This window comes from Frankia sp. CgJB1 (genome assembly GCF_977947065.1).
Map to the genome: position 1 here is coordinate 1 of NZ_CDWTNB010000088.1, position 16,200 is coordinate 16,200.

Here is a 16,200-nt window from a genome sequence, read left to right on the forward strand (position 1 = left end):
AGAACTAGGCGCCCGCGGCCCGGCGCCGCAACGCCATGCCGGCGGCGACCCCGCCGGCGAGCGCGCCTACCCCGGCTGCCGTCGGAATGCCGATCTTGGCTGCCTTGCGGGCCGTGCGAAAGTCCTTGATCGGCCATTCGCGTTCCCGGGCCACGGTCTTCAGGTCCGGATCCGGGTTGATCGCGACCGGGTGGCCCACCAGGGAGAGCATGGGTAGATCGTTGATCGAGTCCGAGTAGGCCCAGCACCGGGACAGGTCCAGACCCTCCCGCTCGGCGAGCGCCTGCACGGCCTCGGCCTTCGCCTGGCCGTGCAGCAGACCGCCGACCAGGTGGCCGGTGTAGGTGCCCTCGGCGGAGACCTCGCTGACCGTGCCGAGGGCGCCGGTGAGGTTCAGTCGCCGGGCGATGACCGAGGCGAGCTCGACCGGGGTGGCCGTGACCAGCCACACTCGCTGGCCCGCGTCAAGGTGCTGCTGGGCGAGCGCGTGCGTGCCCGAGTAGATCTGCTCGGCCATCCGCTCGTCGTAGATCTCCTCGCCGTAACGGACGATCTCGGCCACCGTGCGCCCGGCGACGAAGGCGAGCGCGGTCTCCCGAGCGTCCCGGATGCCGTTCGGGTCCTCGAGCCCACGCAGCCGGTAGGTGATGTGCTGCCAACCGAACCGGATCAGGTCACGCGAGTTGAAGAAGTCCCGGGCGGCCAGGCCGCGGGCGAAGTAGAAGATCGAGGCGCCCGCCATCATGGTGTTGTCCACGTCGAAGAACGCGGCCGCCGACTCGTCCAGCGGGGCCCGCGGAACCTCCTCGGCCGCGACCTTCAAGGCGGCGATCGCGGCGGCCTCGGCGGCCTGCCTCGTCGTGGCCAGGTCCCTGCGTCGTCGCACCCTCATCGTCAACTCCATGTTGTCCGGGGCGGAGCAAGGGCTCGGCTCGGGAAGTGACCGGGGCCGCCGCCCACCCCTCGTCGCCACCTCCGCACGTCGCGATCCACGCCATGGTTCGCCGGCACGCCGTCAGAGTACGGTGCGGTACGACTTCGCGGCGGCCGCCGCTCGAACGTGACGGCGCGAAAGTGCCGATGGAACAACGACCGGGCCGCGGTTGCGACGTGATCTGGGATATCGCTCACGGCGAGGGGCCCGGAGGCCAGGCCGTGTCTGTTGCGGGAAGGGCGCGAGCAAGTGTCCGAATCGCTCTGAACTGCAAGGATTTGACCGCCCCCTCATTACGGCCCATGGCCAGCGCGGTCTCGCGGACCGACAGCCCTTCGAGGAACCGGAGCGCGACGCACTCCTGCTGGTCCGGGCGCAGCTCGCGGACGGCGTCGAGCAGCTCGCGGCGGGTCAGCACGGCCAGGATCGACTCTTCGGGGCTCGGTACCGTCAGCGCCGTGGCCCGGTACTCGGCCGCGGCGAGGATGTCCGCCGTCGGGATCTCGAACCGGCACCGCGCCGAGCGGGCCTGATCGACCAGCAGGTTGCGAGCGATGGTGATGAACCAGGCACCGATGTCCCGCCCCTGCCACCGGAACGTGCCGATTGAGCGGAAGGCACGCAGGAAGGTCTCGCTGACGATGTCCTCGGCGGCCACCGGATCCCCGCCCAGCCGGTACAGCGCGTATCGGAACACGAGGTCGGCGTACCGGTCGTAGAGCAGCCCGAAGGCGTCGACGTCACCTCGCCGGGCCCGGGCGACGAGCGCCGTCCGGTCGTCGTCGGCCGGCTCGCTCGGAGGGTCCCCGACCCGCTCGCGGTCCTCCCGGGCGCCCACCGGGGACATCGCATCCTGCCGGTGGAGGGGGCCGGGATGCCGGGCGGATCCCACGGGCCAGGCCGCCACCGTCGTCGTGGCCGCAGCCGGGTCCGTCCCCGCCGCGCGGCTCGTCCCGGCCGGCACCGTGGATCCCGACGCCGTGGATCCCGACGCCGTGGGGGCGGTTGGCCGTCCGGTCCCGGACAACCGGGGTAGGAGGGCGCGGATCCCGTCCCTCCTGAGGAGCGGGAGGAGCGGGACCGACGGTCCCCGCGCTGCATCCAGGCCGCGGCGCGGGGCGACGAGGCCGGCGGCGAGGTCGGCGAGCGTGCATTCGGTCACAGCCCGGGCTCCGGAGGGTGCGGTCGAGGCAAGGCGGGCCGGGAGGCCCGGCGCACATGGTTTCGTTAGTAGCTGAGTGTAGCCGGAGGAGGGACCGCGGAAAGTCGGAGATTGTCTGGGTGCAGGCAGGGGGCGTCTCCCGGCGAGGCCCGGACCGGACCGCACGTCGGGGTCGGGCCCCTGAGCGGACCTCGGTCCCGCTCGAGCGGTTCGGGAAGCCACTCGGCAGCGACCGGGATCGCGCCTACCATCGTGGAATGGACGACGGGTTGGAACTGGCGGATTCCGGCCACGACGGTGTGCGTATCACACTGCTCACCCGGACGGGATGTCATCTGTGCGATACTGCGCGGGCGGCGGTCGTCCGGGTCGCCGAGCAGGAGCAGGTCGGGTGGCGGGAGGCCAATGTCGACGCCGATCCCCAGCTTGCCGACGCCTACGGCGACCGGGTGCCGGTCATCCTGCTCGACGGCCGGGAACACGGTTACTGGCGGGTGGAGGAGGACCGGCTGCGGCGGGCGCTCGCCGGCGGCCGGTGGGCGCTGCGGCCCGCCGAGGGCGGTCGCTGATCAGGGGGCTGGTTCTCCTCAGCACTTCGTGAATCCCTTCACGAAGTCGTACACTGCCCGAGGACAGCCGACTTGTGGCGCCGACTACCGTACGCCGGGTGTCGGCGGGGCCACGGATTCGGGCCCATAGCTCCGGGCGTAACCGCGCGCCTAGAGATCGGAGCCGCGAATGAGTCAGCCACGGCATCGCCCGGCGGTGATCCGGCGACGCACACGTAGTGACGCGGCTTCCAGGCGTTCCTCCGAGGTTCCGGAGGCGACGGTCGCGCGGCTTCCGCTCTACCTCCGGGTGCTGGCGACACTGGCGGAAAGCGGGGTTCACACTGTGTCTTCGGACACGCTCGCGGCCGCCGCCGGAGTCACTCCGGCCAAGGTCCGCAAGGATCTGTCCCATCTCGGTTCCTACGGCACGCGGGGCGTCGGCTACGAGGTGGATGTCCTGCTCGACTGCATCGCCGCGAAACTGGGCCTCACCGAGGACAGAGCGGTCGTGCTGGTGGGAGTCGGCAACCTCGGCCACGCCCTGGCGGGTTACGGCGGCTTTTATGCCAGGGGCTTTCGGATTGTGGCCCTGGTCGACGCGGATCCCGAGCGGGTCGGCGAGCGGGTCGGTGAGGTTGTCGTCAGTCCCGTCGACGATCTCGAACAGGTGATTGTCCAGGGTCAGGTCACGATTGGGATGATCTGCACGCCGGCCGCCGCGGCGCAGGGGGTGTGTGACCGTCTGGTCGCTGCCGGGGTCACCAGCATTCTCAACTTCGCTCCCACGGTGCTTTCGGTACCCGACGGTGTGGACGTGCGTAAAGTCGACCTCGCCGTGGAACTGCAGATCCTCTCGTTCCATGAAGCACGCAAACATCCGTCACCGGCACGGGACACATCACCGAGACGGGGCACGAGATCCACACCGGGCGCCGGCTCCGGGCGTGACGCCGTGCCGGTGCGCCGGGCGCGCTCGGCGCGGCGGGCGCCCTCGGCCCGCGAGGCGGTGCCAGGCGGCGATGACGTCCTCGTCGCGCGGGGGGTGACGGGCCTGGACGGGGTGACGAGCGCGGACGGGACGGAGCCCTCCGCGGACAGGCTGGAGACCGATGCGGATGAGGTCGTGCGGGTGACTCGGCAAGTAGGCATGACTCGTCCGGCGGGGGCAGCTCGTCCGGCCGGGATGGCTCGGGACGGTCGGCCGACCCGGGATGATCGGGAGGGGGAACCGGGTGCGGCGCGCTTGGAGCACACCCCGGCGCTTGGATCGCCGACCCACAGGACGCTGCCGGCCGCGGGAGCGCTGATGGCCGGAGGTGAGGCGTCTTGAGCCTCCTGGTGGTCGGGCTCAACCACCAGACCGCGCCCACGTCGTTGCTCGAACGCACCTCGGTCTCGGCCGAGGAGGTCCCGAAGGTCCTGCACGATCTGGCCGAGGGTACCCACGTCAGCGAGGCGGTGGTGCTCTCGACGTGTAACCGCATCGAGATCTATGCCGAGGTCGAGACCTTCCACGGCGGAGTCGCCGACATCTCCGACCAGCTCAGCCGGATCTGTGGGATCGACCTCGGTAATCTCGCCGGCCACCTGTACGTCCACCACGAGGCGCGGGCCATCGGGCACCTGTTCTCGGTAGTATGCGGCCTGGACTCCATGCTCGTCGGGGAGAGCCAGATCCTCGGTCAGGTACGCACGGCCTTCCGGGCCGGTCAGGCCGCCGGGGTGGCGGGCAGCGCGCTGTCCGGCCTGTTCCAGGCCGCGCTGCGGGTCGGCAAGCGGGCCCACTCCGAGACGTCCATCGATGCCGCTGGCGCATCCATCGTCTCGGTGGGTGTCCGGTTGGCCGCCTCCGGTCTGGGCCTCCACAGCGAGGTTCCGGCCGTGCCGGTGGTGCCGCCGGGTGGGCGGGCGCTGGACGGGGGAGGAGCCGCGGCCGAGGGACCGCGGCCCGCCGTGACGTCCGAACCCCCGCCGTTGGCCGGGGCCCGGGTGCTGCTCATCGGTGCCGGCGCGGTGGGATCGCTGGCCGCGCAGACCGTCCGGCGAGCCGGCGCCGGGGAGGTCGTGATCGCGAACCGGACCGCCGCCCGGGCGGCCCGCGTCGCCGAGGCCCACGAGGCCCGGGTCGTCGGTCTCACCGACCTGGCCCACGAGATCACCATGGCGGACCTGGTGATCTCCTCGACCGGCGCGAGCGGTCTCGTTGTCGAGCACGAGCTGGTTGCCGCGGCCTTGCCCGGCCGGGCAGGGCGCCCGCTGGTTTTCCTCGATCTGGCCCTGCCGCACGACATCGACCCGGGGGTGCGCGAGCTGCCCGGGGTGAGTCTGATCGATCTGGACGCACTGCGCATCGCGCTGGACGGCGCCCAGGTGACGCACGATGTGGAGGCGGTCCGCGCGCTGGTCGCCGCCGAGGTCGCGAGCTTCCTCGACCGCCGGCAGGCGGGCCGGGTGGCGCCGACCGTCGTCGCGCTGCGGGCCCACGCCGCCGCTGTGGTGCGTAGCGAGCTCGCTCGGTTGCACACCCGCCTGCCCGACCTCGACGATCGGGAGTGGAGCCTGGTGGAGGGCTCGGTCCGGCGCGTCGTCGACAAGCTGCTGCACGCCCCGACCGTGCGGGTGCAGGAGCTGGCCGGGGCGCCCGGCGGAGACGCCTACGCCGAGGCCCTGCGGGAACTGTTCGATCTGCCGCGGGAGGTGCCCGCCGTGGTGTCCGCGCCTGACCTTGATCTGCTGGAGCGTTCGTGACGGGGATCGACCCGACGAGTACCGATCCGACGAGCATCGGCGCGGCGAGTACCGGCGCGGCGAGTACCGGCGCCGACCTGCTGGCCCGTTTCGCCGGCCGCCGGCTGCGGCTGGGAACGCGGCGCTCGGCGCTGGCGCTGGCCCAGTCCGGGACGGTCGCCGCCACCCTGCGGGCGCGGGTGGGCTGCGCCGTCGAGCTGGTGCCGATTGTCACGGCGGGGGACCGCTCGTCGGGGGAGATCAGCCAGATCGGCGGGACCGGCGTCTTCGTCAGCGCGCTGCGCGACGCCCTGCTGTCTGGTGAGATCGACCTGGCGGTCCACTCGTTGAAGGACCTTCCAACGGCCACCCCACCCGGTCTGGTGCTCGCCGCGGTCCCGCCGCGGGCGGACCCCCGGGACGTGCTGGTCGCCCCGAGCGGGCGGCGCCTGGCCGAGCTCAGGGCCGGCGCCCGGATCGCGACCGGATCTCCGCGTCGCGCCGCGCAGCTGTGTGCTCTCGGCCTCGGGCTGGAGGTCGTCACGATCCGCGGCAATGTCGACACCCGGTTGAAGAAGGCCATCGACGGTGAGGTGGACGCGGTCGTCCTCGCGCACGCCGGGCTGGCGCGGCTCGACCGGCTCGATGCCGTCACCGAGATCCTCGAACCCACGGTGATGCTGCCCGCGCCCGGTCAGGGAGCCCTGGCGATCGAGTGCACGGGCGGTGCCGGGCTCGTCGTGGCCGGCCCGGCGCGCGCTCTGGTGCCCGCCGCGGCGGGTTCGGGTCCCGCTGCGGGACAAACCGGTGGCGAAACGTGGTCAGATGGCGGCCAGCCCGTCGATACGGGCCTCGCCGAGCTGCTACGGTTTGTGCTCGATGACGCATCGTCGTCCGTCGCAGTCAGAGCGGAACGCGCGTTCCTCGCCGGCATCGAAGCTGGTTGTACTGCCCCGGTCGGCGCCTTGGCCGAGCTTCTTCCGGGGTCGGCCGAAAGAGCTGCGGCGGAGGCCGGCGGTGCGCCTCCCGCGGGTCGTCTGTGCCTGCGGGCGGTCGTCGCTGCGCCGGACGGAAGCGATGTCCTCCGGCGTGACGTCACCGGATCCGCCGTCGACCCGGAGGCGCTCGGGCAGCGCCTCGCGGACGACATGCTGTCCGCCGGAGCACACTCGCTGATGGGAACCCGCTGAGCATGGCCACCCGACGAACGAAGAAGCCCGTCTCCCCGGTCGCCCTGGTGGGTGCCGGACCACGTGATCCCGGCCTGCTCACCGTCCTCGCGGTCGAGACCCTGGCCGCCGCCGACCTGGTGGTGGCCGATCCCGAGGTGGCGCCGGCGGTGGTGGAGAACCTCACCGCCGAAGTGCTGTGCATTGGCGACCTCGAGGCGCCGAAGCCGGTCCGTGACGCGGAGGCGGCGACCGCCGCGGTGGTGAGCAGGGCCCGTGCCGGTGACAAGGTGGTCCGGCTCTACGCCTCCGATCCGTGGCTGACTCGCATCGGCGCCGCGGACGCCCAGGCGCTCGCGAAGGCCAAGATCCCCTATCGGGTGGTGCCCGGCATCCTCACTGGCGCCGCGGTCGCGACCTACGCCGGGGTCGCCCCGGGCGCGCCGGTCACCTTCGCCAGCACCTCCGGGGTCTTCTCGTCGTCGGGCACCGTGCCGGCGTCCTCGCCGTTCGGCGGGAGCGAGCCGGTGGGTCCGCTCACCGGTCCTCCGTTCGGGGCCTCGCGGCTGGGCGGGCGGCCGATCGCCGGTCTCGGGGGCGGGCTCGGCGGTGGCCTGGGAACCGGCGGGTTCGGCTCGCCGCTGGGCCTCGGTGCCCCGGGCGGCTTCGGCGGGTTCGGTGCGCCCATCTCCTCCCCCGGCGACCTGGACTGGGGTGCCCTCGCCCAGACCCCGGGCACCCTCGTGGTCACGGCGGCGCCGACGGAGGTCGGCAAGGTCGCGGCGGCGCTCGTCGAGCACGGGCGGCCCGGTGACACCCCGATCGCGGTGACCGTGGACGGCACCACCACCGACCAGCGCACCGTCACCTCGACGCTCGATCGGGTCGAGGCGGACACGGCACCGCTGTTGACCGCGGCCCCCACCCCGATCACCCAGGTCGTGCTGTCCATCGGCTCGGTGGTCGCGACCCGCAGCAAGTTGTCCTGGTGGGAGACCCGGGCGCTGTTCGGCTGGACGGTGCTGGTCCCGCGGACCAAGGAACAGGCGGCGATCCTGTCCGACCTGCTGCGTTCGCACGGCGCAAGCCCGCTGGAGGTGCCGACGATCGCTGTCGAGCCCCCGCGGACCGCCGCCCCGATGGAGCGCGCGATCACCGGTCTGGTCTCCGGGCGCTATCAGTGGGTGGCCTTCACCTCGGTCAACGCGGTCAAGGCGGTGCAGGAGAAGGTCGAGGAACGCAGCCTCGACGCCCGCGCGTTCGCGGGGGTCAAGGTTGCGGCGATCGGCGAGGCGACGGCCGACGCGCTGCGCACCTTCGGTATCCGGCCCGATCTCGTCCCGTCCGGGCAGCAGTCCAGCGAGGGGCTGCTGGCGGACTGGCTGGACTTCGACGACACCCTCGACCTGCTCGACCGGGTGCTGCTGCCGCGCGCCGACATCGCCACCGAGACCCTGGTCGCCGGCCTGAAGGAACGCGGCTGGCAGGTCGATGACGTGACGGCCTACCGCACCGTGCGTGCGGCTCCGCCGCCCGCCTCCATCCGGGAGGCGCTGAAGGGCGGCCGGGTCGACGCGGTCGTCTTCACCTCGTCCTCGACCGTGCGCAACCTGGTCGGCATCGCCGGCAAGCCCCACGAGACGACGGTGATCGCCGTGATCGGTCCGGCGACGGCCGCCACTGCCCAGGAGCTCGGGCTGCGCGTCGACGTGCAGGCTCCGGAGGCGTCCATCCCCGCCCTTGTCGGGGCGCTGGCGGAGTTCGCTGCCGAACACCGGGAAGAGCTCGGGAAGATCGGGCCGCTCGCCGCGCGGTTGCCGAAGCCACGGCGAGGCTCGCGGCGGTGAGGGTGCCGGCCCGGGGGAACGGGGCCGCAGCCGGATACCCGACGGCACGTCCCCGCCGGCTGCGCCGCTCGCCCGCGCTGCGCCGGCTGGTCTCGAACGTGCGGTTGCACCCGTCCGACCTGGTGCTGCCGATGTTCGTCAAGGAGGGCGTGGCCGATCCCGTTCCGCTGGCCTCGATGCCCGGTGTCGTCCAGCACACCCGTTCCTCGCTGCGGGAGGCGGCCGTCGAGGCCGTCGAGGCCGGCGTGGGCGGGCTCATCCTGTTCGGTGTGCCCGCGGAGAAGGATGCCCGCGGCTCGGCCGCCGACGACTCGGACGGCATCGTCCAGCTCGCGCTCGCCGATCTCGTCGCCGAGGTCGGTGGCGACGTCGTCCTGATGACGGACCTGTGCCTGGACGAGTACACCGACCACGGGCACTGCGGTCTGCTCACCGACTCCGGGGAGGTCGACAACGACGCCACCCTGGTGCGCTACGGCGCGATCGCCGTGGCGCAGGCCCGTGCGGGTGCCGAGGTCGTCGCGCCGAGCGGGATGATGGACGGCCAGGTCGGCGCGATCCGGGCCGCGCTGGACGCGGAGGGCTTCATCGACCTGCCGATCCTCGCCTACTCGGTGAAGTATGCCTCGGCGTTCTACGGGCCGTTTCGCGAGGCTGCCGAGTGCGCCCCGCAGTTCGGGGATCGGACCGGTTACCAGCAGGATCCGGTCCGCTCGGCCGAGGAGGCCCGGCGCGAGGTCGCGCTCGACCTTGCCGAGGGCGCGGACGCGGTGATGGTGAAACCGGCGCTGGCCTACCTGGACGTGCTGCGGGCGGTGGCCGACACAGTGGACGTACCGGTGGCGGCCTACCAGGTGTCGGGCGAGTACGCGATGGTGGAGGCTGCCGCGGCGGCCGGGTGGATTGACCGGGACCGGGCGATCGACGAGACGCTGACCGCGATCTCCCGGGCCGGGGCGGACATCATCTTGACCTACTGGGCCACCGAGGTCGCCCGCCGCCTGGCCGCCTCCCGCTGACCGTCCCTCGCGGCGGCGGTTCCTCAACGTCGACGGTTCGCCACGGTGGTGCCGGGAGTCCGGCGTTCGTGGAAAGCGTCCGTTAGGTTGCTCAGGGTGGGGGCTGCGCGTCGTGGCCTTCCCGTGTCGGCGTGGGCGGGATCTCTCCCGTGATGATCGACCATTGGTTCGGAAGGTACCCCCACCGGGTACCGGTACACTATACGGGGGGAGGGTATGTTCGGAGGGTCGGAGGTGGCCGGTGGGATGGGCAGATCCATCGGGACCGGGGCGGCTTACACGAGGAGACGAGAACGGCCATGACGACCGCCTACACGGTGGCCGGGATGACCTGCCAGCACTGCGTCCGATCCGTGACCGAGGAGCTCGCGCGGCTGCCGACCGTGTCGGACGTCGCCGTGGATCTGGCCGAGGGCCGGGTCACTCTCGTCAGCGACGGCGTCGTCGAGGACGGCGCCGTCCGGGAGGCGGTTGCGGAGGCCGGATACGAGCTTGTCGGGCGGGCGTAGCGCTTCGGTGGTGCCAACGGTGCCGGTGGCCGGCGGGTGTGTCCGGTCCCACGGTCCGCGACCGGCAGTACCTTCCAGCCCGCTGTAAGGAATCCGCTGTAAGGAATCCGCTGTAAGGAATCCGCTGTAAGGAATCCGCCGGAAGGGGAGATCTGATGACCACTCTCGACGTTGGAACGGGTCACCCCGCGCGGATCGAGCTCGCGATCGGCGGGATGACCTGCTCGTCGTGCGCCGCGCGGGTGGAACGCAAACTCAACAGGATGGACGGCGTCACCGCTTCGGTGAACTACGCCACCAAGAAGGCCACCGTCACCCTCGCGGATACCGAAGCCCCCGCGGTCTGTCTCGATGATCTGATCCGCACGGTACAGGCCGCGGGATACTCCGCGACCCCGGTCCGGGGTGGGCCGGGTGCGGCCGGCACTGACACCGCGGCCGAGTATGCGACTGGTGCGGCGGAGGCCGAGGACGGCGGCGGCACGCAGGACGACGCGCCCGGCGCGGCGCTGCGGGCGCTACGCGTCCGGCTGGCTGTCTCGGCGACGCTCGCCGTGCCGGTGATCGCACTGGCCATGGTGCCCGCCTGGCAGTTCGACTACTGGCAGTGGGTCTCGCTGGCCTTGGCGACGCCGGTCGTGCTCTGGGGAGGCTGGCCGTTCCACCGGGCCGCGGGCCGGGGCGCCCGGCATGGGGTCGCGACGATGGACACCCTGGTCTCCCTCGGAACGCTGGCCGCCTTCGTCTGGTCGCTGTACGCCCTGTTCCTGGGCGGAGCGGGCGAACCGGGGATGCGGCACTCGTTCTCGTTCACCGGTGGCTTCCCGGGCCCGGAAGCCTCGGCCGGCGAGATCGGCCACTCGGGGAGTGGCCACGGCGGCGCGGGCACAGCCCTCTACCTGGAGGTTGCCGCCGGGGTGACGGTGTTCCTGCTCACCGGCCGATTCCTGGAATCACGTGCCCGCCGGCGTTCCGGCGCGGCCCTGCGGGCGCTGCTCCACCTCGGGGCAAAGGACGTCACCGTGCTGCGCGACCGGCCGGCGGACGGTGCGCGGGGGACTGGCCCGCGGCGGGTCGAGGAGCGGATCCCGGTCGAGGCGCTGCGGATCGGGGACGAGTTCGTCGTCCGCCCGGGCGAGAAGATCGCCACCGACGGCGTCGTGCTCGACGGGCTGTCGGCGGTGGACGCGAGCATGGTCACCGGCGAGTCGGTGCCCGTCGAGGTCGCCCCGGGTGACGCGGTCGTCGGGGCGACGGTGAACGCCGGCGGGCGGCTTGTGGTCCGGGCCACCCGGGTCGGCGCCGACACGCAGCTGGCGCGCATCGCCCGGCTCGTGACGGAGGCCCAGAGTGGCAAGACCCGCGTCCAGCGCCTCGCCGACCGGGTCTCGGCGGTGTTCGTTCCGGTGGTGATCGGAATCGCGCTCGTCACCCTCGGGGTCTGGCTGGCTCTCGGGCAGCCGGCGACCGATGCCTTCACCGCGGCCGTCGCCGTGTTGATCATCGCCTGCCCCTGCGCGCTGGGCCTGGCCACGCCGACGGCGCTGCTGGTCGGGACGGGACGCGGTGCGCAGGTGGGCATCCTCATCCGCGGCCCGGAGGTGCTGGAGTCGACGCGGCGGGTCCAGACCGTCCTACTCGACAAAACCGGCACGGTGACCAGCGGGCGGATGCAGGTTGTCGCGGTGCTGCCGGCTCCCGGCGAGGACGCCGCCGAGGTGCTCCGGCTCGCCGCGGCGGTGGAGGAGGCGAGCGAGCACCTCATCGCCCGGGCGATCGCTGACGCGGCTGGGGAGCACGCGGTGGCCGCCGGTGTGCTGCCGCCGGTCGCGGACTTCGCGAACACCGCGGGCCTCGGCGTGCGCGGCACCGTGGAGGGGCATGCGGTGCTCGTCGGGCGGCCCCGGGTGTTCGCGGAACTCCCGGGCGCGCTCGCCGCCGAGCTGGACCGGGAACGGGCCGCCGGGCACACCGCCGTCGTGGTCGGCTGGGACGGCCGTCCCCGCGGACTGATCAGCGTTGCCGACACGGTGAAGCCCACCGCGGCCGCGGCCGTCGCCGATTTGCGTCGGCTCGGGCTGCACCCGGTCCTGCTGACCGGGGACGCCGAGGCGGTCGCCCGGTCCGTCGCCGCCGAGGTCGGCATCGCGGCCGAGGACGTCATCGCCGAGGTCCTGCCCGAGGAGAAGGTCGCGGCGGTCCGTCGCTTGCAGGCGCAGGGCCGGGTCGTGGCCATGGTGGGCGACGGGGTGAACGACGCCGCCGCGCTCGCCCAGGCCGATCTGGGCCTGGCGATGGGCGGCGGCACTGACGCGGCGATCGAGGCGTCGGATCTGACGCTCGTCAACGCGGATCCCTGCCTGGTGGCGGATGCCATCCGACTGTCGCGCGCCACCCTGCGCACGATCAAGGGCAATCTGTTCTGGGCGTTCGCCTACAACGTGGCCGGGCTGCCGCTTGCCGCGACCGGTCTGCTTAACCCAACGATCGCGGGGGCGGCGATGGCGTTCAGCTCCGTCTTTGTCGTCACGAACAGTCTGCGGCTGCGGCGTTTCACCGCACTGCGTCCGGCCTGAGCGGGCCCGGCCGGATCGGTTCCGCGGCGTCGGTCAGGTCGTGGCCGGTTCGGCCGGCGGGGCCTCCAGGCGCGGGAACACCGGGCTGGGATCGGCGGTCCGCGGCCCGCCGTCGCCGCACTGCGCGGCGATGCGCGGTGCCGAATCGGGCAGGAAGGGCGCGAGGTGCTCCGCCAGTTCCCGGCACGTGGCGACCAGTTCGGCGAGGACTGCGTCGAGGGCGTCGCGCGACGCTCCCTCCTTGCGCTCCGCCTTCGCGAGCTCCCAGGGCCGGGCGGCCTCCACGTAGCGGTTACCCTCGTTTCCGATCCTCGTGATGACCTCGGCTGCCCGGCGGAAGTCGAAGGCGGCGAAGGCGTCGTCGATTGTCCGGGGGGCCTCGTCGCGCACCGCCCGCAGCTGGGCGGCCGCGGGATTGTCGGGGGCGGGCGGGGGAATGAGCCCGTCCCGGTACCGCTTCACCATCGACACGGTCCGGTTGACCAGGTTGCCGATGTTGTTGGCGAGGTCCTCGTTCGCGCGGGTCACGAGCCGTTCGGTCGTGTAGTCGGTGTCGCCGGCTCGGGCGACGTCGCGCAGCATCCACCACCGCAGCGCGTCGGTGTTGAAGGCGGCGACGATGTCGGCGGGATCCTCGGCGTTGCCGGCCGACTTGCTGATCTTCATGCCGTCGGCGGTGAGATATTCGTGCACGAAGATGGTGTCGGGCAGGCGCACCCCGGCCGAGAGCAGCATCGCCGGCCAGTAGACGGCGTGAAAGCGGATGATGCCCTTGCCGATGACGTGCACTCGCCTGTCGGCGTCGTTCCACCAGTGCTGGAAGCTGTCGTCGTCGTTGCCGTACCCGGGGGCGGTGATGTAGTTCCCGAGCGCGTCGAACCACACGTAGATGACCTGCTCGGGGTCGCCGGGGACCGGAATACCCCAGCCGCGGGCCCGGCTCATGCTCCGCGACGCGCTGAAGTCCTCCAGGCCGGCCTCGATGAAGGACAGTACCTCCCGCTTGCGGGCGGCGGGCTCGATGCGCAGCCGGTCGGCGGAGATGAGCTCGTGGAGCTGGTCCTGATAGCGGCTCAACCGGAAGAACCAGTTGCTCTCCTCCACCAGGTCGGGAACGGTCCCGTGTTCCGGACAGCGGCCGCCCACCAGCTCGTCGGGCTGGTAGAACAGCTCGCATCCCACGCAGTACAGACCGGCGTAGGTCTTGCGGTAGAAGTCTCCGCGGTCGGCGCAGGCCGACCACAGCTTCTCGACTCCCGGCCGATGGCGGGGGTCCGTGCTCGTCTTGATGAAATCGTCGAACGAGAGGCCCAACGGACCGCGAAGGCCCACGAACCCGGTGGCGACCCGCTCGACGTACTCGGCGGGTGTGATCCCCTCGGCCTCGGCCGCCTGGACGTTCTTCAGGGCGTTGTCGTCGGTGCCGGTCTGGAACCGGACCTCGTGGCCGCGCTGACGAAGATGACGTGCGTACGCATCGGTCTCGATCAGTTCGAGAGCGTGACCTACGTGCGGCTTGCCGTTGACGTACGGAATCGCCGTCGTCACGAAGTAGCGGCCCATCTGGTGTGAGTCCTTCCGCCCCGGTAGCAGCCTCACCGACGAGGCTCCGTCAGGGCCTCATCGGTCAGTCTGTCAAGACGCGCGGAAGAGGCCGGACGGCATGTGCATCATCATCCGGCTGGCCGGCGTTTCGGCCGTGGCATGTGTCCTCGACACAGGGTGAATCCTACGCGACTTCGCACCCGGTAGCCCCCGGGGAGCGAGGTGGGAGTAGCGGATACCGGAGTACAGATCTTCTGCCGGCGCCGGCCCGTCCCGACCTGCTCGCCGCGCCGACCGCCGCGCCGGGAACGTTGGCGGCGAGATCATCCGCGGGATGCGGCACCACCGTCGGCGGGGTGGTCGCCGCGGCGACCGTGCGAAGCCCGCTGCCCGGGCCGCGCTCCGTTCGGCGGACACCGCGGCCAGGCTCTCGGGTCCTCAGGCAGCCTGACGAGACCCAATACCATCCTGCCGTGAGTGCCGAACGCGGCGGGGCCGCCGGTCCGGCGGCGTGGCATGTTACCGCTTCCGGGTAATGCCGCCGTACATGTGCACGTGAGCATCGTCCACGGCGGCGAGCTCGTCAGGGTGCCAGTGGTTGACAAGCACCACGCTGGGGTCGAGTATTTCCAGCCCATCGAAGAACTGCTCGACTCAGGCCCTGTCTCGGGCGACGAGCGGAATACCACTGGCGTTGTATGCGGCCACCCCGACACGAACCTCCTCGGGCGCACTGTCAGCCGTGCAGGTGGACAGCGCCAGGATGCTGCCTGTCGGAAGCGGACGCATGAGCCGGCCGACGAGGTCTTTGACGACGGCGTCGTCGGCGATGAAATGTATGACCGCGACAGGCTGGGCCAGGTCGAGCGTTTCCCGCAGCTGCTCAGACGCCAGGGTCTTCTCCGGGGCGTAGAAGTCAGCGTCGAGATACGCGGTCCGACCCTCGGGGCGCTGGTGAGTAGGGCCCGGGCGTGCACCAGCACGATCGGTACCACCCCCGGGTTGCACACGTAGACAAGGGGGCTGTGAGCGGCGCGACGCGAGCAACTGCCGGCTGATCTTCCTGGAGTCGGGGCCGGCGATACCCGGATTAACTGGTTTGACGCCGCCGGGCGGGCGGGCTAGTTTGGCGGCAGTTCGTCGGGGAGCGGCCCGACGCCTTGCGTGGAGGAAGCCATGGTTGCCCCGGGTCTTGTCCCGGGCCACCGGACACCGCCGGCCTGGATGGCGTGGTGGTGATCGAGGTCGACTGCTGACCAGCGTCGGACCTCGGTGTGCCTGGTGACATCAATTTTTCGTGTTGATGTACTCCATGAGGAGCTTCTGGCGTTGTCAAATGATATCTCGTCTGCGTGGTACGCGGACTTCTTTACCGAACTTCCGAACGAGTTCTGGCGGCGGGCGGCGTCGCCCGAAATGACCGCGGCTGACGTCGAGTTCATCGAGGCCGCGCTCGGTCTGCCGCCGGTGGCCCGGATCCTAGACGTTCCCTGCGGCAGCGGTCGGCACAGTATCGCTCTCGCTGGGCGCGGCCATCGGGTGACCGGCGTCGACCTCTCAGCCGAGGCCATTGACCATGCCCGCCGGGCGGCAGAGCAGGCCGGTCTACACGTCGAGTTCGTGCTCGCGGACATGCGGGCGATCCCGGTGGATCGCTCGTTCGATGCGGCCGCCTGCCTGGGCAACAGCTTCGGCTATCTGGACCTGGCCGGCACCCGGGAGTTCATCGCGAGCCTGGCTAGGGCGATCCGTCCTGGCGGCAGCCTGGTCGTCGACTTCGGGGCGACGGCCGAGAGTATTCTGCCCACCTACACCGGTGAGCCGAGTAGCATGGTGACCGGAGATATCACTGTCGAGACAAACCTGGAGTACGACCCGTTGGCAAGCCGGCTGATCAGTCGGTACGCATTCAAACGTGGCACCGAGGAACTCCATGCGGCCGCGATTCACCACATCTACACCAGTGGTCAACTGGGTGAACTGCTCACAGACGGCGGATTCACCGCCATCAGGCGGTACGCCGGGCCGGAGGGCACGCCCTACGAGCTAGGCGCCAGACCGGCTCATCCCAATGCCATTTCCGCTAAGTTGATCAAGCTGCGGTCTGGGGTTTCATGGGGTTGGCGAGCCTGATCGTGGGCGGGGCGTGGTGGCGGATGCC

Annotated in this window: 12 protein-coding genes and 1 pseudogene; 9 read left to right on the plus strand and 4 right to left on the minus strand. The window is 71.5% G+C overall.

Features of this window, described 5'->3' with window-relative positions; translation table 11 throughout:
- Window positions 1-4: 4 nt before the first annotated feature.
- Both AC08OT_RS11720 and AC08OT_RS11725 read right to left on the minus strand, forming a co-directional pair.
- Entirely contained in the window at window positions 5-892 is an 888-nt protein-coding gene (locus AC08OT_RS11720) for an HAD family hydrolase (RefSeq protein WP_462189301.1), read from the minus strand.
- A 235-nt stretch (window positions 893-1,127) separates the two neighbouring features.
- On the minus strand, window positions 1,128-2,096 hold the full coding sequence (locus AC08OT_RS11725) for a sigma-70 family RNA polymerase sigma factor (protein ID WP_476594572.1): 969 nt from the start codon (window positions 2,094-2,096) through the stop codon (window positions 1,128-1,130).
- A 257-nt stretch (window positions 2,097-2,353) separates the two neighbouring features.
- Here AC08OT_RS11725 and AC08OT_RS11730 point away from each other — a divergent pair, with 257 nt between their 5' ends.
- From AC08OT_RS11730 to AC08OT_RS11765, 8 genes are all read left to right on the plus strand, one after another.
- Entirely contained in the window at window positions 2,354-2,665 is a 312-nt protein-coding gene (locus tag AC08OT_RS11730) for a glutaredoxin family protein (RefSeq protein ID WP_476594571.1), read from the plus strand.
- Between the two features lie 169 nt (window positions 2,666-2,834).
- Window positions 2,835-3,977, plus strand: a complete 1,143-nt coding sequence (locus AC08OT_RS11735; protein WP_476594570.1) for a redox-sensing transcriptional repressor Rex — start codon at window positions 2,835-2,837, stop codon at window positions 3,975-3,977.
- Window positions 3,974-5,395, plus strand: coding sequence for a glutamyl-tRNA reductase (locus tag AC08OT_RS11740; RefSeq protein ID WP_476602814.1), 1,422 nt, complete (start codon window positions 3,974-3,976; stop codon window positions 5,393-5,395). Before AC08OT_RS11735 ends, AC08OT_RS11740 begins: the two co-directional genes overlap by 4 nt.
- Window positions 5,392-6,564, plus strand: a complete 1,173-nt coding sequence (gene hemC, locus AC08OT_RS11745; RefSeq protein WP_476593965.1) for a hydroxymethylbilane synthase — start codon at window positions 5,392-5,394, stop codon at window positions 6,562-6,564. The genes AC08OT_RS11740 and hemC overlap by 4 nt, the downstream gene beginning before the upstream one ends.
- 2 nt (window positions 6,565-6,566) lie before the next feature.
- Window positions 6,567-8,390 (plus strand): bifunctional uroporphyrinogen-III C-methyltransferase/uroporphyrinogen-III synthase, encoded by a 1,824-nt coding sequence (locus AC08OT_RS11750; protein ID WP_476593964.1) that lies wholly within the window; start codon window positions 6,567-6,569, stop codon window positions 8,388-8,390.
- Window positions 8,387-9,409, plus strand: coding sequence for a porphobilinogen synthase (hemB, locus tag AC08OT_RS11755; RefSeq protein WP_476593963.1), 1,023 nt, complete (start codon window positions 8,387-8,389; stop codon window positions 9,407-9,409). The genes AC08OT_RS11750 and hemB overlap by 4 nt, the downstream gene beginning before the upstream one ends.
- 299 nt (window positions 9,410-9,708) lie before the next feature.
- Window positions 9,709-9,918, plus strand: coding sequence for a heavy-metal-associated domain-containing protein (locus AC08OT_RS11760; RefSeq protein ID WP_476593962.1), 210 nt, complete (start codon window positions 9,709-9,711; stop codon window positions 9,916-9,918).
- Between the two features lie 155 nt (window positions 9,919-10,073).
- The gene (locus tag AC08OT_RS11765; protein ID WP_476593961.1) at window positions 10,074-12,494 is read left to right on the plus strand and encodes a heavy metal translocating P-type ATPase; all 2,421 of its coding nucleotides are present in this window, start codon (window positions 10,074-10,076) and stop codon (window positions 12,492-12,494) included.
- 33 nt (window positions 12,495-12,527) lie between these two features.
- Here the strand turns inward: AC08OT_RS11765 and AC08OT_RS11770 are convergent, their stop codons facing one another.
- Window positions 12,528-14,057, minus strand: coding sequence for a methionine--tRNA ligase (locus tag AC08OT_RS11770; RefSeq protein WP_476595798.1), 1,530 nt, complete (start codon window positions 14,055-14,057; stop codon window positions 12,528-12,530).
- 501 nt (window positions 14,058-14,558) lie between these two features.
- Window positions 14,559-15,245 (minus strand): annotated as a pseudogene (locus AC08OT_RS11775) (SAM-dependent methyltransferase).
- 123 nt (window positions 15,246-15,368) lie between these two features.
- Here AC08OT_RS11775 and AC08OT_RS11780 point away from each other — a divergent pair.
- The gene (locus tag AC08OT_RS11780) at window positions 15,369-16,172 is read left to right on the plus strand and encodes an SAM-dependent methyltransferase (RefSeq protein WP_476595799.1); all 804 of its coding nucleotides are present in this window, start codon (window positions 15,369-15,371) and stop codon (window positions 16,170-16,172) included.
- The last annotated feature ends 28 nt before the right edge of the window (window positions 16,173-16,200 follow it).